This window comes from Streptomyces sp. NPDC088762, from assembly GCF_044750905.1.
Classification (GTDB): Bacteria; Actinomycetota; Actinomycetes; order Streptomycetales; family Streptomycetaceae; genus Streptomyces.
Genome location: NZ_JBIVKT010000002.1, coordinates 196,353 through 214,156, shown reverse-complemented (window position 1 = coordinate 214,156; position 17,804 = coordinate 196,353). Strand labels below are relative to the sequence as shown.

18 protein-coding genes are annotated in these 17,804 nt (G+C 73.2%); 7 read left to right on the top strand and 11 right to left on the bottom strand.

Features of this window, described 5'->3' with window-relative positions; all coding sequences use genetic code 11:
• Positions 1-21: 21 nt before the first annotated feature.
• Complete coding sequence (locus ACIP5M_RS05720; RefSeq protein WP_401192336.1) at positions 22-822, bottom strand: alpha/beta fold hydrolase; 801 nt, start codon at positions 820-822, stop codon at positions 22-24.
• Positions 823-962: 140 nt separating this feature from the next.
• On the opposite strand from ACIP5M_RS05720, the gene ACIP5M_RS05715 reads away from it, so the two are divergent.
• Positions 963-1,649, top strand: coding sequence for a GNAT family N-acetyltransferase (locus ACIP5M_RS05715; protein ID WP_401192334.1), 687 nt, complete (start codon positions 963-965; stop codon positions 1,647-1,649).
• Positions 1,650-1,733: 84 nt separating this feature from the next.
• Here ACIP5M_RS05715 and ACIP5M_RS05710 read toward each other — a convergent pair whose 3' ends face one another.
• The 3 genes from ACIP5M_RS05710 to ACIP5M_RS05700 are packed head-to-tail and all read right to left on the bottom strand — an operon-like array spanning position 1,734 to position 4,949.
• The gene (locus ACIP5M_RS05710; RefSeq protein ID WP_401192332.1) at positions 1,734-2,762 is read right to left on the bottom strand and encodes a TolB family protein; all 1,029 of its coding nucleotides are present in this window, start codon (positions 2,760-2,762) and stop codon (positions 1,734-1,736) included.
• 31 nt (positions 2,763-2,793) lie between these two features.
• Positions 2,794-4,056: an MFS transporter gene (locus tag ACIP5M_RS05705; RefSeq protein WP_401192329.1), complete on the bottom strand. Its 1,263-nt coding sequence runs from the start codon at positions 4,054-4,056 to the stop codon at positions 2,794-2,796.
• A gap of 2 nt (positions 4,057-4,058) precedes the next feature.
• Complete coding sequence (locus tag ACIP5M_RS05700) at positions 4,059-4,949, bottom strand: alkaline phosphatase family protein (RefSeq protein WP_401192326.1); 891 nt, start codon at positions 4,947-4,949, stop codon at positions 4,059-4,061.
• Between the two features lie 267 nt (positions 4,950-5,216).
• On the opposite strand from ACIP5M_RS05700, the gene ACIP5M_RS05695 reads away from it, so the two are divergent.
• Positions 5,217-6,485 carry an alpha/beta hydrolase-fold protein gene (locus ACIP5M_RS05695; RefSeq protein ID WP_401192323.1) on the top strand — a complete coding sequence of 423 codons (1,269 nt, stop codon included), beginning with the start codon at positions 5,217-5,219 and terminating at the stop codon, positions 6,483-6,485.
• Here ACIP5M_RS05695 and ACIP5M_RS05690 read toward each other — a convergent pair.
• The gene (locus ACIP5M_RS05690) at positions 6,463-7,977 is read right to left on the bottom strand and encodes a carboxylesterase/lipase family protein (RefSeq protein WP_401192320.1); all 1,515 of its coding nucleotides are present in this window, start codon (positions 7,975-7,977) and stop codon (positions 6,463-6,465) included. The two genes, ACIP5M_RS05695 and ACIP5M_RS05690, sit on opposite strands and share 23 nt — an antisense overlap.
• Positions 7,978-8,222: 245 nt before the next feature.
• On the opposite strand from ACIP5M_RS05690, the gene ACIP5M_RS05685 reads away from it, so the two are divergent.
• Entirely contained in the window at positions 8,223-8,507 is a 285-nt protein-coding gene (locus ACIP5M_RS05685) for a chaplin (protein WP_401192317.1), read from the top strand.
• Between the two features lie 99 nt (positions 8,508-8,606).
• Here ACIP5M_RS05685 and ACIP5M_RS05680 read toward each other — a convergent pair whose 3' ends face one another.
• Genes ACIP5M_RS05680 through ACIP5M_RS05670 form a run of 3 tightly spaced genes read right to left on the bottom strand, consistent with a single transcriptional unit; the run spans position 8,607 to position 10,435 of the window.
• The gene (locus ACIP5M_RS05680; RefSeq protein WP_401192314.1) at positions 8,607-9,464 is read right to left on the bottom strand and encodes a tyrosinase family protein; all 858 of its coding nucleotides are present in this window, start codon (positions 9,462-9,464) and stop codon (positions 8,607-8,609) included.
• A 13-nt stretch (positions 9,465-9,477) separates the two neighbouring features.
• Positions 9,478-9,849, bottom strand: a complete 372-nt coding sequence (locus ACIP5M_RS05675; RefSeq protein ID WP_401192312.1) for a tyrosinase family oxidase copper chaperone — start codon at positions 9,847-9,849, stop codon at positions 9,478-9,480.
• Between the two features lie 58 nt (positions 9,850-9,907).
• Positions 9,908-10,435, bottom strand: a complete 528-nt coding sequence (locus ACIP5M_RS05670) for a GNAT family N-acetyltransferase (protein ID WP_401192309.1) — start codon at positions 10,433-10,435, stop codon at positions 9,908-9,910.
• Between the two features lie 199 nt (positions 10,436-10,634).
• Here ACIP5M_RS05670 and ACIP5M_RS05665 point away from each other — a divergent pair, with 199 nt between their 5' ends.
• Both ACIP5M_RS05665 and ACIP5M_RS05660 read left to right on the top strand, forming a co-directional pair.
• Positions 10,635-11,198 carry an RNA polymerase sigma factor gene (locus tag ACIP5M_RS05665; protein ID WP_401192306.1) on the top strand — a complete coding sequence of 188 codons (564 nt, stop codon included), beginning with the start codon at positions 10,635-10,637 and terminating at the stop codon, positions 11,196-11,198.
• Positions 11,195-12,214: a CU044_5270 family protein gene (locus ACIP5M_RS05660; RefSeq protein WP_401192304.1), complete on the top strand. Its 1,020-nt coding sequence runs from the start codon at positions 11,195-11,197 to the stop codon at positions 12,212-12,214. The genes ACIP5M_RS05665 and ACIP5M_RS05660 overlap by 4 nt, the downstream gene beginning before the upstream one ends.
• 2 nt (positions 12,215-12,216) lie before the next feature.
• Here ACIP5M_RS05660 and ACIP5M_RS05655 read toward each other — a convergent pair whose 3' ends face one another.
• Genes ACIP5M_RS05655 through ACIP5M_RS05645 form a run of 3 tightly spaced genes read right to left on the bottom strand, consistent with a single transcriptional unit; the run spans position 12,217 to position 15,493 of the window.
• Positions 12,217-13,332, bottom strand: coding sequence for an acyl-CoA dehydrogenase family protein (locus ACIP5M_RS05655; protein WP_401192301.1), 1,116 nt, complete (start codon positions 13,330-13,332; stop codon positions 12,217-12,219).
• Positions 13,329-14,519, bottom strand: coding sequence for an acyl-CoA dehydrogenase family protein (locus ACIP5M_RS05650; protein WP_401192298.1), 1,191 nt, complete (start codon positions 14,517-14,519; stop codon positions 13,329-13,331). The genes ACIP5M_RS05655 and ACIP5M_RS05650 overlap by 4 nt, the downstream gene beginning before the upstream one ends.
• Entirely contained in the window at positions 14,516-15,493 is a 978-nt protein-coding gene (locus ACIP5M_RS05645) for an NADPH:quinone oxidoreductase family protein (RefSeq protein ID WP_401192295.1), read from the bottom strand. Before ACIP5M_RS05645 ends, ACIP5M_RS05650 begins: the two co-directional genes overlap by 4 nt.
• Positions 15,494-15,686: 193 nt before the next feature.
• Here ACIP5M_RS05645 and ACIP5M_RS05640 point away from each other — a divergent pair, with 193 nt between their 5' ends.
• Positions 15,687-16,838, top strand: coding sequence for a hypothetical protein (locus ACIP5M_RS05640; protein ID WP_401192292.1), 1,152 nt, complete (start codon positions 15,687-15,689; stop codon positions 16,836-16,838).
• 50 nt (positions 16,839-16,888) lie between these two features.
• Positions 16,889-17,788 carry an SDR family oxidoreductase gene (locus tag ACIP5M_RS05635; RefSeq protein WP_401192289.1) on the top strand — a complete coding sequence of 300 codons (900 nt, stop codon included), beginning with the start codon at positions 16,889-16,891 and terminating at the stop codon, positions 17,786-17,788.
• Positions 17,789-17,804 lie beyond the last annotated feature (16 nt).

Genomic DNA, 17,804 nt, shown 5'->3' with positions numbered 1-17,804 from the left:
CCCGGGAGGCCCGGAGAGCGGTCAGAGGCCGGCGAGGAACTCCAGCAGCACCCGGTTGAAGGCCTCCGGCTGCTCGACGCCCGGCAGGTGGCCGGCTCCCTCGATCACGGCGAGCACGGAGTGCGGCATCAGGGCGTGCAGGGCCTCGGCCTCCGCGACCGGGGTGTAGACGTCGTCCGCGCCGACCACCACCAGGCAGGGCTCGGCGGCCGCCGCCAGCACGGGCCGGTAGTCGGGGCGCTCGGCCCGGCCGCGCAGCGCGGCGGCCGCGCCCTCGGGAGCGGTCGCGCACATCATGGCGATCACCCGCGCGGCCGCCTCCGGCATGCCGACGACGTTGTACGGCGCCAGCATCTTGTCGATGACCTCTTCGGCATAGGGCCGCATGCCCTCCGAGAGCAGCCGTTCCGCGAGTTCCCGGCGGAACTTCTGCCCCTCCTCGGTCTCCGGCACCGGAGAGGTGTCGGAGAGGACGAGGGCCCGTACCACACCCGGGTGGCGCAGCCGCATCTCCATCGCGATCTGCCCGCCCATGGACACACCGCCGACGACCACGTGTTCGATGTCCAGGCGGGCGAGGAGAGCGGCGATGTCATCGGCGAGATCGGCCAGCAGGGCCTTGCCCGGAACCACCGGACTTTCCCCGTATCCCCGCAGGTCAGGGGTGATCACACGGTAACCGGCGGCCGTCAGGGCGGCCGTCTGCGGGGCCCACATCGTGCGGTTGAACGGATGTCCGTGCACGAGGATCACGGGCGTTCCGCGGCGGGGACCGGAGTCGTCGAAAAAGAGGTTCACGCCATTGCCAAATTGGGGGTTCATGAGAGGACTTTAAGGGGCTACATTGAGCCACTCGCGTTCACCTGACAGCCCGTTGCCTTTCACCCGTGTTTTGCACGGGGGGCGACGTCAGAGACGCAGACTGTGCAACCACCCCACCGCCCAGAAGGACCGAAGGCTCCGTGCCCGTACCCGTACTCCTCGCCGGCCGCTCCGTGCGGCTCGAGCCCCTCGCCCCCCACCACACCGAGGCCTTGGCCCTGGCCGGGGCCGAGGATCGTACGACTTACGCCTTCACCCCCGTACCCCACGGCGTGCAGGCGTCCCACGAGTACATCGACCGCGCCCTCGCCGATCAGGCGGCGGGTCGATCGCTCCCGTTCGCGGTGGTCAGAGCCACCGACGGCCGGGTCGTCGGTTCGACCCGGTTCCTCGAGCTGGACTACTGGCAGGGGCCGCTGGTGTGGCCCGCCGTGCCGGGCGTCCCGTTCGGTGATCCGGCGACGGCGATCCCCGATGCCGCCGAGATCGGCAATACCTGGCTGTCCCCGGGCGCCCAGGGGACCGGCATCAACACCGAGGCGAAGCTGCTCATGCTCCGCCATGCCTTCGAAACCTGGGGCGTCCGGCGGATCTCGCTGCGCGCGGACGCCCGCAACGGGCGCTCGCGGGCCGCGATGGAGCGCCTGGGCTTCACCTGTGAGGGGGTCCGCCGGGCCCATTCGCGGGGGCTCGACGGCGCGGTCCGCAGTACGGCCTTCTACTCGATCCTCGACGAGGAGTGGCCGGCCGTGCGGTCGATCATCGAGCTGAGGCTGTCGGCCGGCACGCCGCGCAAGCGGCGCCGCAAGACCCTCATCCCCGCCTAGGCCGTCTCGTCTCCTCCCGCCCGTCCGGCGTAACGGTCCTTCGCACGTCCTTCGCTCTGTCCTCCCCCGGCCTCCTCGGCCCGCTCATCCGAGGAAGGCCGGGGCGAGGGCCGATGCCATGAGCCGTGCGGGGGCGCCGCTCCCGTCGGCCGGTACGGAGTAGAGGTCGGCCCCGAAGTCCCCGGGCAGGGAGTAGACGACGGTCCGGTCGTCCGTCCACACCACCTGGTCGTCCACGCTGCGCTCCTCGGCGAGCGGGATCTCCGCGCCGGAGGCCAGGTCCAGCGCGTACAGCCGCCACGGTGCCTCGGCCGGCAGGCCGGGCACCCGCTTCTTGAACACGACCCGGGTGCCGTCGGGCGACAGCGACGGGCACTCGACGTTCTCGCGCAGCGTGGTCACGGTCCGCTCGGCCAGGTCCCCGCGGACCAGGTGGGTGCGGCCGCCGGTGGCCAGCGTCGCGTAGAAGGTCCGCTCGTCGGCGGCGAAGGTGACCCCCCAGAAATTCACGTCGGCGCTGCGGTACGGCTTGCCGTCCTTCAGGACCGTGAAGTCCTCCAGCGAGGCGTCGAGCTTCCCGGTGCGCAGGTCGAGCACCGAGGTACGCGTGGAGAAGTCCGTACCGGCGTAACTGTCCCCGCCGACGAAGACCGTCCAGGCGGCGAGGTGCCCGCCCGGCGAAACCCGGGCGCGGGTGGGGATGCCGGCCAGCGGGTGGGCGGAGACCTCCTTCAGGCCCGCGTCGAGGACCACGGCCCGGTACCCGTCCTGGACCCCGCCCTTGTCGGCCTGGAGGCATATCCCGGCGCCCGCCGCCGCGTGGAAGCGCAGGCAGTTCACCCCGGAGGCGGTACGCGCCCCCTCGGGCCCGGCGGCGGGGACGGTGGCGAGCTCGTCGCGGTGCGGACCCCAGGCCATGTTGCGGAACACGATCCGGCGGCCGCCGTCGCCCGGCTTCAGGGACACCTCCCCGCGGGTGATCTGCGGTCCGCCCGCCTGGGCCCGGTTCTTCTCGTCGGCCCGGGAGGAGGCCCGCAGCACGGCGAGCACCCCCACGGCGGCGAGCAGGACGACGGCGGCGGTGAGGATCAGGATCCGGCGCTTCAGGGTCATGGGGGGCCTTTCGGTCGGGCCGGGACGGGGATCAGTCGGCGGCGGGGCTCAGCCGTACGCACACCGCGGCCGCCGCGGCGAGCAGGACCGCGGCAACGGCGAGGGCGGGGCGCGCGCCCCACACGGTCCAGACGGCGCCGAAGCCGAGGGAGGCGGCGAAGCGGGCGAGGGCCTGGCCGGTCTGGACGAGGGCGAGGCCGCCGCCGCGGTGCTCCTCGGGCACGGCTCCGGCGGCCGCGGCCATCAGCACCCCGTCGGTGGCGGCGTAGAAGCAGCCGTGCAGCAGGAGCACCGCGTAAGGCAGGGCCGGATGGTGTCCGCCGGCGAGGAGGAGGCCGTACGCGGCGAGCAGCGCGAGGTGGCCGCCGAGGAAGACGCGGCTGCGCCCGATCCGGTCGGCGAGCCGGCCGAGCGGCAGCGCGAGGAGGAAGAAGGCGGCGGCCGTGCCGAGCGGCAGCAGGGCGAACCATCGGTCGGCGATCCCGGTGGCGCGCTGGAGCAGCAGGAAGAGGAAGCCGTCGCTGACCGTGCACAGTCCGAGGAGCAGCGCGCAGAGGCCGACCCGGCGCAGGTCGGGCCGGCGCAGCAGGCCGAGGGCGGCCCGCAGGGACACGGGCTCGGCGTCCAGGGCCGGCCGGGCGCGGCGGCCGGGGACGAAGAGGACGAGCACCAGCACTCCGAGGGCGGCCACGCAGGCGCTGACGGTGAAGACGGCGTCGTAGCCGTCGGCGGCGCCGCGCAGGATGAGGAAGGCGAGGACCGGCCCGATCAGGGCGCCCGCGGTGTCCATCGCCCGGTGGGCGCCGAACGCGCGGCCGCGCTGCTCGGGGGCGACGGCCAGGGAGATCAGCGCGTCGCGCGGGGCGGTGCGCAGTCCCTTGCCGGTGCGGTCGAGGGCGAGGACCGCGCCGATGGCGGGGAGCGTGTGGGCGAGCAGCAGCAGCGGCTTGCACAGGGCGGAGAGGGCGTAGCCCAGTCCGGCGAGGGCCTTGTGGCGGCCGAAGCGGTCGCCGAGGTGGCCGCCGGTGAGCCGGACGAGGGCGCCGACCCCGTTGTAGAGACCGTCGAGCAGGCCGAATCCGAGCGGGGAGAGCCCGAGTCCGGCGACGAGGTAGAGCGGGAGCACGGCCGTGACCATCTCGGAGGAGATGTCGGTGACGAGGCTGACCGTGCCGAGGGCGAGGACCGTGGGCGCGAGCGCGGCGCGCCGCCCGGGGCTGGTGCCCGGGGCGACGGCCGGCGGCTCGGGGGTCACGGCGGGCGCGGGGGCTGCGCGACTGTCCGCAACGTACATGGTCAGGAGGCCCAGATCCCCGTGATGTCCTTGGCGGTGGCCGCGTTCCCGGCGTGGGTGGTCAGGCCGGCCAGGCCCTCCAGGGTGCGCAGCATGTCGTAGTGGTTGTAGGTGGTGCCGGAGGTGGATCCCGGGGTCACGGGCTGCCCGTAGAGGACGGTCGGGATCTTGTTGCCGGCGAGCCGGTTGTCCTCGTCGAAGGTGACGACGAGCAGGCTGTTGTGGGTCTTCGCCCAGTCCGCGTAGGCCTTGAGGTGGTTCTTGAGCCAGGTGTCGCCGGTGCCGACGGAGCAGTCGTGCATGTCGTTGCAGAGGTTGGGGACGACGAAGGAGACCCTGGGGAGGGTGGTGAAGTCCGCCGGGAACTGGGTCATGGTCTTCGCGGTGCTGGTGGGCACGTTGGAGAAGGCGAACCAGGGGTTGTGCTTGCGGGCGTAGTTCCCGCTGCTGCAGGTGGTGGAGCCCTGGCTGGGCAGGGTTTCGTTGTAGCTGGCCCAGCTCTTGCCGGCGGCCATCAGCTCGGAGGCCAGGTTGGGCGCGGAGCTGAAGCCGGGGGTGTAGCAGCTGTCGCCGGTGACGCCCTGGTTCGAGCCCGAGAAGAGCTGGAGGTAGTTGGGCTGGCTGGGGTGCGTGATCCCGTACGACTGGGTGAGGTTGGCGCCCCCGGACTTCAGGGAGTTGATGTAGGGCGCGCTGGAGCTGCCGATGACCTGGCTGTACGCGTGGTTCTCGAAGACCACGACGACGACGTGGTCGGGGGCGGGCAGGGCGGCCGCGTGCGCGGGCTGGGCGGCGCCGGTTCCCGCCCACAGGGCGGTGCCGGCGGCGGTGAGGCCGAAGGCGGTGGCGAGGGCGGCCTTACGGCGGAACCTTGGCAGGCGCATGCCAAACATGGGGCACCTCCGGTGCGGAGTGGGGGTTCTGGTGGCGGCGCGGACGCACGATACCCAGCGGCATGTGCAGGGGCCAGGGACAGTCGGCGAACAGAACGGGAACTCCCCGGGCCGTTCCGGCTTCGGGCAACGGCCTTCTCCAGATCACCCCAAGAGAAGGAAAAATTCGGAACCCTGGCAGACTTTCGTTCATCCTTCGAACGGAAGGATCATGCAGCCAGACCACCCGCCCCTCTGGGGGCAGCAGCAGCCGGAGAGCCACCGCACATGTCGTACGCACCCGACGGGCAGCAGTACCAGCCGTACCGGCCGGAAGGGCAGCAGCCGCAGCAGCCCCACGGCGACCAGTACGGCCGGCCGTCGTACGGACAGCAGCAGCCGTACGAGTCCCGGGGCGGGTACCAGCCGCCCTACGGACAGCAGCCCCCGTACGGGCAGCAGGATCCGTACGGCCAGGAGCCGGAGCACGAGCCCCGGCGCAGGTCACGCGTCAAGCGCTGGGTCATAGCGGGTGTCTCCGTCCTCGCGCTCGCCGGCATCGCGGCCGGAGTCATGACCTACTACGAGATACCCCCCTTCACCGACAAGGGCGCGGCGGTGTCCTTCGGGAAGCCTCCGGCCGGCGGTGCCAAGAAGGGTGACACCCCCCAACAGCCCGCGAGCTCCAAGATGCTGATGCCGACCGGGCCGGCCGCGGACTTCAAGAATTCGATGACCCTGCCCGACGGGACGCACGTCGCCGTCACCACGCTGGACGGCAAGAAGTCCGGCTTCAAGGGCAAGGTGTGGGTGTGGGCGCCCAAGGAGTACAACGACCCGAAGTTCGCCAAGAGCGGCTTCCCGGTCATGATCGCCCTGCCCGGCGGCGCCGGCTACCCGAGCAACTACTGGATGGGCACCGACCTCGGCCTGCAGACCAGCATCGCCAAGTGGTACACGGAGGGGAAGAGCAAGCCCTTCATCCTGGCCATGCCGGTGCTCAACCCGGAGCCGGACGACAAGGGCATCTACTGGGACGGCTCCGACATCCCCGGCCAGCCCAAGATGGGCACCTGGCTCACCGAGGACGTCCCGGACCTGATGAAGGCGAACTTCCGCACCGTCAAGTCCCGTGACGGCTGGGCCTTCATGGGCTCCTCCACCGGCGGGTTCGCGGGCCTCAAGGCCGTCCTCAAGCACCCGGACAAGTTCAAGGCCGTGATCGCCTCCGGTCCCGACATCGTCCCGGACTCCTCCCTGTGGAAGGGCCACGACAAGGAGAAGGCCGAGAACAACCCGGAGATCCTCGCCAAGCAGCTCATCGACCGCAAGGGTCCGGACGTGTACCTGGCCTTCCAGGTCGGCGACAGCGAGAACAACAAGAAGACCCTGCCGGACGTGCAGAAGTTCATCGCCACCTTCGGCAACAAGGGGCCGGTCCACACCGACCTCAGGATCATCAAGGGCGGCCAGCACAACGCCAAGACCTACGTCCCGAACATGGGCGAGGGACCGATCCAGTTCATCAGCAAGGTCATGGAAGGACCCGTCGAGTAAGCTCCGGCGCCTCCCCCACCTCCTCGCGCTCGCGCTCCGGCCCGCCGAACACCTTCGGCGGGCCGCTGCCGTCCCAGGGCTCCCAGCCCGGCTCCCCCTTCACGGCGAAGCGGACCCAGGCCGCGTGCATCTCGTCGGCCAGCGACTGCGGGGCGTCCGGGCCTGCCAGCCAGGACGCCTCCGGCACCCGGAGCGTGTCGAACACGAAGCCCAGCTCCAGCGCGTGGCAGGCGCCGAGCCCCGGTACGCCGGAGGGCCAGGCGAACTCGTACAAGAAGCTCGGCGCCGCGCGACCAGACCCGGCGAGCCTGCGCAGCGGATCGCGCAGCATCCGGTCGGTGAGCAGCTGCCCGGCGATGTCCGCCGGGCCGGCGCCGGGCAGGGCGGCGCTCAGCTCCCGGACGGCGGCGCGGTCCTTGCCGCTGCGGCGCAGGGCCAGTGCCACGGCCAGCGGGCCCAGCCGGTCCAGCAGCCGCATCCCGCCGCTGGGGGCCAGCCACAGCCGGTACTCCTCGGCGGTCCACCCGAGCAGCAGGGGCACGTCGGCGGCGGCGCAACCGACCGGGTCGGCCGGGACCGTGGCGGGATCGGCGACCAGCCCGAAGGCGGGCCCGCCGAGCAGGGCGTTGGACCTGCGCAGCACGGCGGCCTGGGCGGCCAGCAGGGTGGGCAGGGGAACGGCGGCGAAGGCCCCGGCCGTCGCGGGCACCTTCAGCAGGGAGGCCATCCGCCGGACCATCGTGCGCACCCGGTCCCGGGGCAGCACCTCGGGCGCTCCGCTCTGGAGGACCGCGCGGGCGAAGAGCCCGGCGGCCTTCGGGGCGGCGAGCAGGGCGCCGATGCTGATGGCTCCGGCGGACTCGCCGAAGACGGTGACCCGGGCGGGGTCGCCGCCGAAGGCCTCGATGTTGTCCCGGACCCACTCCAGGGCGGCGATCTGGTCCAGCAGGCCCCGGTTGGCGGGGGCGTCGGGGAAGAGCCCGTACCCGAGGACCCCCAGACGGTAGTTGAAGGAGACGAGCACGACCCCGTCGCGGGCGAAGGCGGAGCCCTCGTACACGGGGACGGCCGAGGAGCCGCGGGTGAGCGCGCCGCCGTGGATCCACACCATGACCGGCAGCCCGGCTCCGGGCGTCGGATCGGGGGTCCAGACATTGACGTTCAGGCAGTCGTCGCCGGGGATCTCCGGGTCGGGCAGGAGCCTCGCGTAGGGGCCGGCGTAGGGGACCTTGGGCGCGGTGGGGCCGTACGCGCCGGCGTCGCGCACACCGTCCCAGGCCGCCGGGGGCGCGGGCGGCGCGAAGCGGAGGGCGCCGACGGGCGGGGCGGCGTACGGGATGCCGCAGAAGACGGCGGTCCCGTGGGCTCCCGTGCGGCCCTCGACCCGGCCGTGCGCGGTCGCGGCCCGCGGGCGGGGCCGGCGGTCGGCGTCCCTCGTACCGCTGCCGTCGGGGTCGCGGCCGCCCTGGCCGCTGCCGCCCGTTGCGCTCATGCGTCCTCCTGGATCCGGTGCTGGGCGCACCGTCGCACAGCCGTCCAACGGGTGACAAGGCGTGACCGTTCCAGGGCCGGGCCGGTGCGGGGCGCGATCACCCGAGTGGGCCCGTCTGTCGTCTCCGTGGTCATTCGTCGTCACCGGGTAGGCCCAGCGGCCGTGACCCCTGGGCCGCCACCGCGTTGTACGCCATGTCAAACGCTGCAGATTCTGTGGCCCCCATATCTCATGAGGAGATCTTGATGTCGCGTCTCGCGAAGGCATTCGCCATCACCGCCGTCACCGGTACCGCCGTGGCAGCCGGTGCGGGTCTGGCCGTCGCCGATGCCGGAGCGCACGGTGCGGCTGTCGGCTCCCCCGGTGTCCTGTCCGGCAACCTGGTCCAGGTTCCGGTCCACGTCCCGGTCAACGTCTGCGGCAACACCGTCAACATCATCGCGCTGCTGAACCCGGCGTTCGGCAACACCTGCGTCAACGCGTCGGGTGAGGGCGGCCACCACACCGAGGGTGGGGACTACGGCCACTGATCGCCTGAGTGACGGAAGGGCCTCCACCGCAGGGTGGGGGCCCTTTCCGTGTGCCCTGCGCGCACCGTACGGTGCGCGCGGGGCGGTCTCACCCGTGTCTCATGCGTAGCGGTAGATGCCCTGGTGGCCGAACATCTCGCGCGGGGTCACGTTCCAGGGCGGCATCGGCTCGTCGAGGGCGAGGACCCGGCCGCGCTGGGCGTCCCCGGGCCCCGGCGGTACGGCGGGCAGGTAGCCGGAGCGGGGGTGCTTCTGCTGCCAGCGGTCCCAGATCAGGTCCACGAAGGCGTGGTGGAGCCAGAACGCCGGGTCATTGGGGGCCGTGCCGCCCGTCATGTGGCCGCCGATCCACTGGTGCACCTTGTTGTGGTTGCGCCAGCGCTCGCTCTTGGGAGCCGCCCAGCCCTCCAGCTTGTTGCGGAAGCCGGCGGCGGTGGAGTCCCAGGGCGAGGCGTCGTAGACCGGCTCGTCGATGGCCCACTGGAGTTCGGCCCGGGTGGGCAGGGAGATGGGGTTCTGCGGTCGGCCGAGGTTGCGGGTGAGGTAGGCGGCCTCCATGACGCCGACCGTCACCGTCCAGTTCCCCTTGTCGTAGGCGAACGGGCCGGTCATCACCCGGCGGTCGCCGGTCCGGCCGGTGCCGCCGAGGAAGTCCTCGGCCCACAGGGAGGAGACCGGGCTGGAGTCGGTGGTCCAGTCCCAGTACGGGACGGACACGCTCGGGTCGATCTCCCGCAGCTCCCTCTCGAACGCCAGCAGATAGCACCGGTGCCACGGGAAGAAGGACGGGGACATGTGGCCGACGCGCAGCCGGCTGTCCCGGTCGGGCACGAAGTACTTGTCGTGGGTGCGCACGAGGCTGTCGTAGGTGCCGTTGCGCTTGAGTTCCAGCACGGCCGCCGTGAACCGCTTCTTCTGCGCGCTGGTCAGGTCCCTCTGGTTCTGCCTGGTGTACAAGGTGCTCCCCCCGTCAGCCGTGGTGGACGGAAGAGGCCGGCGCCAGCTGGCCGGTGCCCAGTTCGTCCACCGCGGCGCGGGCGAGTTCCAGCGGAGTCCCGAAGGACTGGAAGTGGTTGATCCCGCTGAGGTAGCTGCCGTCGGCCCGGCGCATGACGTGCAGCGGGCGGCCGTCGATGCGGACCCCGGCGGAGTCGACGGCGATGTGCCGGCCGCGGTACGTCTCCTCCTCGGCGAGTGGGGCCGGGACGAGGATCTGACGGGGGCGCCGGGCGCGCAGTAGGGGCGCCAGGGCAGCGGCCGTGCCGGCGAACACGGCCGCGGTGAAGGCCGTACGGAGAATCCCGCGGCGGGTCGGAAGTACGGCGGCGGGTGCGTCGGACATGCGGTCTCCCTCGCTCGGTGGCCGGTGACTACGGTCTAACGCGGCGCGGCGGGCGAGGTCACTCTTGTGGGTGCTTGTAGAAGAGGGTGGTGGGGCGCAGGCGGCCGGCCGGGTCGGTGGCGTAGTCGGGGATGGTCCCCACCTCGGTCCAGCCGGCGGAGCGGTAGACGTGCTCGGCGCCGCTGCCGGTCTCCGTGTCGAGGAAGAGCAGCACCACCCCGGCGCGGGCGGCGGCCCTCTCGGCCTCGGCGAGCAGGGCGCGGGCGGTGCCGCGGCCGCGGGCGGCCGGGTGGACCATGAGCTTGCGCAGCTCGGCGCGGTGGCGGCCGTTGGGCTTGGTCTCCCGGTACCAGCTGACGGTGCCGTCGATCCGGCCGTCGTGGCCCCGGGAGGCCCAGAGCGCGAGGGAGCCCTCTTCCACGGCCGGCAGCAGGGAGTCCCACCAGGCGGCGGCCTCTTCATGGCCGAGGCCGGCGAGGAAGCCGAGTGAGGAGCCGCCGTCTACCACGTCGCACAGCAGGGCGGCCAGTTCGTCGCGGTGGGTGCGCAGCCCGGTGGCGGAGAGCGGGGTGATCGTTGGCGTCATGCGGCGAGGATAGGGACCGGCCGGCCGCGCTCCGGGGGCGGGGCGGACGGAGGCCGTGGAAGACCGCGGCCATCCGGAGCGAGACCAGCCCGGCGCAGACGTCGCCGGCGCGGTCGAGCGGGGGCGCGAACGCTTGCGCGCGCCGCGACAAGTAGGGGGTGAGGGCCGCGACGACGCGCGGCCGGGGAGGGGAACGCGCGTGGACGCGGACGACGAAGAACTGTTGACGGGATCGACTCGGGACCCGGAGGCTTTCGAGGCTCTGGTCGTGCGCCTGTCGGGGGTCCTGCACGGCTATCTGGTACGGAGGGCGCCGGACGCGGCGGACGACCTCCTGGCCGAGGTATGGCTGCGGGCGTTCACCGGCCGGGCGGGCTTCGACGCCGGCCGGGGCACGGCGCGGGCCTGGCTCTTCGGCGTGGCCAGGAACGTACTCGCCGAACACTGGCGGCGGATCGCCCAGGAGCGGCCCGACGGGCACCGGCGCACGCCCGACACCAGCGATCCCTGGCAGGCCGTGGACCAGCGGCTGGACGCCGCGGCCCTGGCACCGCGGCTGCGCGACACCCTGGCCGGTCTGCCGGCCGTGGAGCGCGATCTGCTGCTGCTCATCGCCTGGGAGCAGCTCACCCCCACCGAGGCGGCGGACGTGGTCGGGGTACCGGCCGGCACCGCCCGTTCCCGCTTGCACCGCGCCCGCGGCCGGCTGCGGGACGCGCTCGGCACCACCAACCCCCTTCACCTGTCGGGAGAGCTGGCATGACGGACCGTACGACGGACTTCCTGGACTTCCCCGATGCCGACCGGCTGCGCAGGGCGGGTGAGGTGCCCGGGCCGGCCCCGGCGGTCGTGGAGGCCGCCCTGCTGGCCGTACGGGCGGCGGCCTCCGCCGAGCGGAAAGACCCCGCGCCCGTTGCCGCGCCGCGGCGCCTGCGCACCCGCCGGCTCCTGGTCTCGGCCGCGGCGATCGCGGCCATCGCGGCGGGCGTGAGCGTCTACCCGGTCAGCAGCCTGCGGGGCGCGCCGCCGGCGGCCACCGCCGGCGCCGCCGACTTCCTGAGGCAGGTCGCCGCCACGGAGGCGAAGTCGCCCGCCGTGGACGCGCCGTACTGGAAGGTCCACAAGGTGACGAGCAGCTGGGTCGGATTCGCGTCCCCGTACCTCGAGAGTCCGCAGGTCCACGACGAGCGTTCGTGGGTGGGGCCCGACCTCTTGCTCAGCCAGGACGGCGACGGTGAGGTGTTCAAGACCAACTTCCCGTCGCTGAGGTGGCTGCGGGTTCCGGGGCAGTTCGAGGGGTTCACCTGGGAGCAGTTGAAAGGGCTGCCCACGGACGCCGCGGCCTTGAAGGCCTTGCTGGCGCAGTCCTACACGAGGAGCCACGAGTCCGGCGGATTCGGAGATCTGTTCTACCTGCGCGACCTGGAGAGCCTGCTTCAGGACGCGCCCCTGGAACCGCGGCAGCGGGCCGCCGTGTACGAGGCCCTCGCGGACATGCCTGGACTGCGGCTGATCGGACCGGTGAAGGACAGCAAGGAGCGTGCCGGAACGGCCGTCGAGGTGGACACCCCCCACACGCGCGTCCGGCTGATCATCGATCCGCGGACGGGCGGGCTGCTGGAGAAGACCATCCACTTCCTCGACGGCCCGAACGGCGGAAAGATCGCGGAACGCGTAACGGTCCTGTCCTCCGGCCCGGAGCAGAGCCTGCCTCCATACCGGCAGGAGCCGTCGATCCGGCCCCTGCCGGCCGAGAAGCCGAGCATCATCCTGTGGTAGGCCTACGGCGCCGGCAGCTCGGCGAAGTCGGCCACCAGACCCCGGTGGTGGCCGGCCGTGCCGAGGGCCAGGGAGTCGGCCTTGGCCCGCTTGAGGTAGAGGTGGGCCGGGTGTTCCCAGGTCATGCCGATGCCGCCGTGCAGCTGGACGCACTCCTCGGCGGCGCGGACGGCGACGCCCGAGCAGTAGGCCTGGGCGACGGCGACCGTGAGGGGAGCGTCGGGGGCGGAGCCGGCGAGGGCGTCGGCCGCCGCCCTGGCCGCCGCGCGGGCGGAGGCCACGTCGAGCCAGAGTCGCGCGAGGCGGTGCTTGAGGGCCTGGAAGGAGCCGACGGGCCGGTTGAACTGGTGTCGGTCCCGGACGTACCCGACGGTCTGCGTCAGGCACCATTCGGCGATCCCGAGCTGCTCGGAGGCGAGCAGCCCGGCGCCGGAGAGCAGGGCTCCGGCGACGGCCGCCCGGGCCGTGGCGGGGTCGGCGAGCAGGGTGCCGGCGGCGGCGTCGAGGGTGACGGCGGCCAGGGGGCGGGTCAGGTCCAGCGGGACCTGCGCGGTCAGCCGGGCCGAGGCGGCCGGGACGGCGTACAGCCCGGTGTCGGCGAGGACCAGCAGGACATCGGCGGCCACGGCGTCCGCGACGGCGGTGACCCTGCCGGTCAGGACGCCTCCCCCGGAATCCCGGAACGCGGCGGGCAGGGGCGCGCCGGGCGCCAGGGTCAGCGGCACGGCCGGCACGCACACCCGGCGGCCCGAGGCCATCTCCCGCAGCAGCGGGGCGACCTCCGCGCTGTCCGCGGTGTCGCAGCCGAGCAGGATCTCCGTCGCGAGCACCGCGCTCGTCAGGTACGGGACGGGCGCCACGGCCCGGCCCAGCTCCTCCAGGACCACGGCCGCCTCACGGTGGCTCGCGCCCTGGCCGCCCAGCTTCTCCGGTACGAGGAGTCCGGCGGCGCCGATGCCGGAGGCGAGGGTGTTCCAGACGGCCGGGTCGTGCGGACGGCCGGTCTCGGCCCGGGCGAGGACGCCCGCGCTGTCGGAGCGGTCCGCGAGGAGGGACCGTACGGCGGAGCGCAGTTCCTCCTCGGTCTCGGAGTACAGCAGATCGGTCGGTGCCGTCATCGGGCCAGGTCCTTCCAGGCGAGGTCCTTGTCGTCGCGCGGCTCGGGGGGCAGGCCCAGGACGCGTTCGGCGACGATGTTGAGGAGGATTTCGCTGGTGCCGCCCTCGATGCTGTTGCCCTTGGCGCGCAGGTAGCGGTAGCCGGCGTCGCGGCCGGTGAAGTCGACGAGTTCGGGGCGGCGCAGGGTCCAGTCCTCGTACAGGAGGCCCTCTTCGCCGAGGAGTTCCACCTCCAGGCCGCTGATCTCCTGGTTGAGGCGGGCGAAGGTGAGCTTCATGCCGGATCCCTCGGGGCCGGGCTGCCCGGCGGCGAGCTGCTGGCGCAGCCGTTCCCCGGTGAGGCGGGCCACCTCGGCCTCGACCCACAGTTCCAGCAGGCGCTGGTGGAGGGCGTGGGTCCGAAGTTCCGGGCGTTCGCGCCAGGCGGCGGCGACCGGGGCGATCATGCCGCCCTCGCGGGGGATGCGCATGCCGCCGATGGAGACGCGCTCGTTCATCAGGGTGGTGCGGGCGACGGCCCAGCCCTCGCCGATGGCACCGAGGCGGTGGGCGTCGGGGATCCGGACGCCGGTGAGGAACACCTCGTTGAACTCGGCCTCGCCGGTGATCTGGCGCAGTGGCCGGACCTCGACGCCGGGGGCGTGCATGTCGCAGAGGAAGTAGGTGATGCCCTGGTGTTTGGGCAGCGCCGGGTCGGTGCGGGCGATGAGGATGGCCCAGCGGGCGGTGTGCGCACTGGAGGTCCACACCTTCTGGCCGTCGACCACCCATTCGCGGGTGTCCTCGTCGAGGACGGCGCGGGTGCCGAGTGCGGCGAGGTCGGAGCCGGCGCCGGGCTCGCTGAAGAGCTGGCACCAGACCTCCTCGCCGACCCACAGGGGGCGCAGGAAGCGCCGCTTCTGCTCGTCGGTGCCGTAGGCGAGGATGGTGGGGGCGGCCATGCCCAGCCCGATGCCGATGCGGCGGGGGTCGTTGTCGGGGGCTCCGGCTGCCTCCAGTTCGGCGTCGACGACGGCCTGGAGGGTGCGGGGGGCGGCGAGTCCGCCCAGGCCCACGGGGTAGTGGACCCAGGCCAGGCCGGCGTCGAAGCGGGCCCGCAGGAAGTCGGTGCGGGGGGTGGCCGCGGGCGGGTGCGCGGCGAGCAGGTCCCGGGTGCGGGCGACCAGGTCCTCGGCGGTGACCGTCATCGCGAGGCACCTCCGTCCAGGGCCGGTACGACGACCAGGCGGCCGGTGGTGGCCCCGTCGGCGAGGCGCTGGACGGCGTCGGCGGCCGCCGCGAGCGGGACGCGTTCGCTGACCAGCGGTTTCACGGCCCCTTCGGCGGCGAGCCGGGTGAGCTCGGCGTGGCAGGCGAGGATCGCGGCGGGCTCCTTGGTGGCGTACAGGCCCCAGTGCAGGCCGAGGACGGAGTAGTTCTTCACCAGCGCGTGGTTGAGCGCGGGGGTGGGGATGGTGCCGCTCGCGAAGCCGACGACGACGATCCGGCCCTCGAAGGCCACGCATTTGGCGGAGGCGGTGTAGGAGTCCCCGCCGACCGGGTCGTAGACCACGTCGGCTCCGCGCCCGGCGGTGAACTCCTTGACGCGCGAGGCGATGTCCTCGGCGGTGCGGTCGATGACCAGGTCGCAGCCGAGTTCTTCGGCGGTGCGCGCCTTGGCCTTGCCGCCGACGACGCCGATGACCGTGGCCCCGGCGGCCTTGCCGAGCTGGACGGCCGCGCTGCCGACCCCGCCGGCGGCGGCGTGCACGAGGAGGGTCTCGCCCGCCTGGATGCGGGCGCGGCGGTGCAGGCCGAACCAGCCGGTCTGGTAGCCGATGTGCAGGGCGGCCGCCTCGGCGTCGTCGAGGCTGTCCGGGGCGGGCAGCAGGGCGCGGGCGGGCGCGGTGACGTATTCGGCGAAGCCGCCGTGCGGGAGGCTCGGGTTGGCGATGACGCGGCTACCGTCCTCGTTCTCGGCGCAGATCTCGACGCCGGGGGTGAAGGGGAGCGGCGGGCGGATCTGGTACTGGCCGCGGACGAGCAGCGCGTCGGGGAAGTTGACGTTGGCGGCGAGCACCCTGAGCCTCACCTCGCCCTCGCCGGGGACGGGTTCGGGAACCTCTTCGAGGCGCATGGCCTCACGGGGTTCGCCGGGGGTATGTACTCGCCATGCCTGCATCCGGGGCCTCCAGCCGCCGTCGGGGAACCGCGCTCCGCGGGCATACTAAGCGGTCGCTTGCCCTTCTGTGAACCACCGGGACGCGCGGGAAGGGAAGCGGCCCTTCCGGGGCCGCGGGCTTAGCATCAACGGGCAGGTGCCACAGGGCATATGACAGGATCAACGGGGGGACCGTCCGATGAACAGAAGCCGTATGAGAGGCACCACGTCCGCCGCCGCGGCCGCCGCCGTCCTGGCGGGGCTGATCACCGCCGCGGGGCCGGCCTCGGCGGCCGACGCCACGGCCTGCAGCCCGGCCGTCGCGCGGCTGCCCGCCCTGCCCGGGCTGAGCGGGGGCACCGTGACCGGCTTCGGCGGCGGGGGACTCGCGGTCGGCGCGAGCGGCGGCCGGCCCGCCTACTGGACCGGCGCCGAGCACACCGTCCACGCCGTCCCGCTGCCCGCCGGCTTCGACGAGGGCGAGATCAAGGCCGTCAGCGCCACCGGCCTGATGGTGGGCAGCGCCACGCGCACCTCGGACCGCGCCGCGGTCGCCTTCACCCACCAGATGGGGGCCGCGACCTCCGCGGCGCTCACCGCACCCGCCGCCGGGCGGTACGAGGTGCCCGTCGACATCAACGCGGCAGGCCGGGTCGTCGCCGTGGACGACGGCGTCGCCAAGGAGTGGGAGGGCGGCGCGGTCGTGCGCGAACTGCCGGTCCCGGCCGACGCGATCCCCGGCAGCAAGGTCGTCGCGCTGAACGGCATCAACAAGCGCGGCGACATCGTCGGCACGGTCAGCGGCTCGTACTTCGACGCCGACAACGACATCGAGGTCACCAAGACCTTCCCGGTGGTCTGGCCCGCGGGGGGCGGCTACCCGCCCTACAGCCTGGAGGTGTGGAACGGCTACCACCGCTCGTTCGCGACGATCGGCCGGGACATCGACGACCGGGGCCGGGTGGTCGGCCTGGAGGACTACCACTACCGCAACGACCCGAAGCTGACGCCGGCGGTCTGGAAGAAGCCGTACGACGCCCTGCCCACCGACCCGGGCCGGCTGAACGGCTACCACGACCTGGAGCTGTCGGGCAGCAGCCCGACCACGAACGTGGCCGTCGGCACCGCCACCACCTTCGAGGAGAGCTGGCCCAGCTACTTCCAGGCCGTCTACTGGTCCGGCACGGGAGCCCTGAAGGCCCTGCCCTTCCCGGCGGCCGCCCCGGGCGAGGTTCCGCTCACCCGCGCCTTCGCCGCCACCGACGACGACCGGGTCGGCGGCACCGTCGTCGACCGGGAGACCCGGGCGAGCAGCGCCGTGATCTGGACGTGTGCGAGCAAGCAGGCGTACACGCCGCAGAGTTGACCCCGTCGGGGGCATGGTGATCTCGGCGTCCGCGCGCTATCGATGCCCCCATGAAGGACGAGATCCCGCGCGGCCTGCCCGCGCCGCCGCCGCTCGGCTCCGCCGCCCTGCCACCCGGTACGTACGCGGGGCAGGTGGTGCTCGTGACCGGCGGCGGCACCGGGCTGGGCAAGGCCATCGCCGCCGAGTTCGCCCGGCTCGGCGCCGATCTGGTGATCGCCGGCCGGCGCGCCGAGCAGCTCCATGCGGCGCGCGAGGAGCTGGCGGCCGTTCCCGGCGCGGGCCGGGTGACGGCGGCCGTCTGCGACATCCGGGACCCCGAGCGGGTCGCGGAGGTCTTCGACGCGGCGCAGGCGGCGCTCGGCCTGCCGGACGTGCTGGTCAACAACGCGGCCGCCAACTTCCCCTCGCCCGCCGAGGACCTCTCCCCCAACGCCTGGCGGGCGGTGGTCGACATCACCCTGACCGGCACCTGGTTCATGACGCGCGAGTTCGGCCGCCGCCACCTCGCGGCGGGCACACCCGGTTCGATCGTGAACATCGGCGCCTCGTACGCCTGGACCGGCGGACCGGGCTTCGCCCACAGCGCGGCCGCCAAGGCCGGGGTGAAGAACCTGGTGGAGACGCTCGCCGTCGAGTGGGGCCCGTACGGCATCCAGATCAACGGCCTGGTCCCGGGACTGTTCCCGCACGCCGATATGACCGGGGACATCCGCACCGGCCTGGACCGCGCCGCGCCGGACGCCCTCGACGCGCGCCAGCCCGCCCTGCGGGTCGGTGCTCCGCGCGAGCTGGGCTGGGCGGCGACCTTCCTGGCCTCCCCCTACGCCCGGTTCGTCACCGGCCACACCCTGGTGGTGGACGGCGCGAACTGGCAGCGCCGCGCCCTGGTCAACCCGGAGGTCGTGCCGGTACGGGAGCAGCTGGGCCGCGGCCCGTTCAGCGGGTGAGCGGGTGAGCGGTGAG

Excerpts from the sequence above, each read along its gene's own strand:
- ACIP5M_RS05720 (WP_401192336.1), bottom strand. The coding sequence starts at position 822 with ATGAACCCCCAATTTGGCAATGGCGTGAACCTCTTTTTCGACGACTCC.
- ACIP5M_RS05710 (WP_401192332.1), bottom strand. The coding sequence starts at position 2,762 with ATGACCCTGAAGCGCCGGATCCTGATCCTCACCGCCGCCGTCGTCCTG.
- ACIP5M_RS05705 (WP_401192329.1), bottom strand. The coding sequence starts at position 4,056 with ATGTACGTTGCGGACAGTCGCGCAGCCCCCGCGCCCGCCGTGACCCCC.
- ACIP5M_RS05700 (WP_401192326.1), bottom strand. The coding sequence starts at position 4,949 with ATGTTTGGCATGCGCCTGCCAAGGTTCCGCCGTAAGGCCGCCCTCGCC.
- ACIP5M_RS05695 (WP_401192323.1), top strand. The coding sequence starts at position 5,217 with ATGTCGTACGCACCCGACGGGCAGCAGTACCAGCCGTACCGGCCGGAA.
- ACIP5M_RS05690 (WP_401192320.1), bottom strand. The coding sequence starts at position 7,977 with ATGAGCGCAACGGGCGGCAGCGGCCAGGGCGGCCGCGACCCCGACGGC.
- ACIP5M_RS05685 (WP_401192317.1), top strand. The coding sequence starts at position 8,223 with ATGTCGCGTCTCGCGAAGGCATTCGCCATCACCGCCGTCACCGGTACC.
- ACIP5M_RS05675 (WP_401192312.1), bottom strand. The coding sequence starts at position 9,849 with ATGTCCGACGCACCCGCCGCCGTACTTCCGACCCGCCGCGGGATTCTC.
- ACIP5M_RS05670 (WP_401192309.1), bottom strand. The coding sequence starts at position 10,435 with ATGACGCCAACGATCACCCCGCTCTCCGCCACCGGGCTGCGCACCCAC.
- ACIP5M_RS05660 (WP_401192304.1), top strand. The coding sequence starts at position 11,195 with ATGACGGACCGTACGACGGACTTCCTGGACTTCCCCGATGCCGACCGG.
- ACIP5M_RS05655 (WP_401192301.1), bottom strand. The coding sequence starts at position 13,332 with ATGACGGCACCGACCGATCTGCTGTACTCCGAGACCGAGGAGGAACTG.
- ACIP5M_RS05650 (WP_401192298.1), bottom strand. The coding sequence starts at position 14,519 with ATGACGGTCACCGCCGAGGACCTGGTCGCCCGCACCCGGGACCTGCTC.
- ACIP5M_RS05645 (WP_401192295.1), bottom strand. The coding sequence starts at position 15,493 with ATGCAGGCATGGCGAGTACATACCCCCGGCGAACCCCGTGAGGCCATG.
- ACIP5M_RS05640 (WP_401192292.1), top strand. The coding sequence starts at position 15,687 with ATGAGAGGCACCACGTCCGCCGCCGCGGCCGCCGCCGTCCTGGCGGGG.
- ACIP5M_RS05635 (WP_401192289.1), top strand. The coding sequence starts at position 16,889 with ATGAAGGACGAGATCCCGCGCGGCCTGCCCGCGCCGCCGCCGCTCGGC.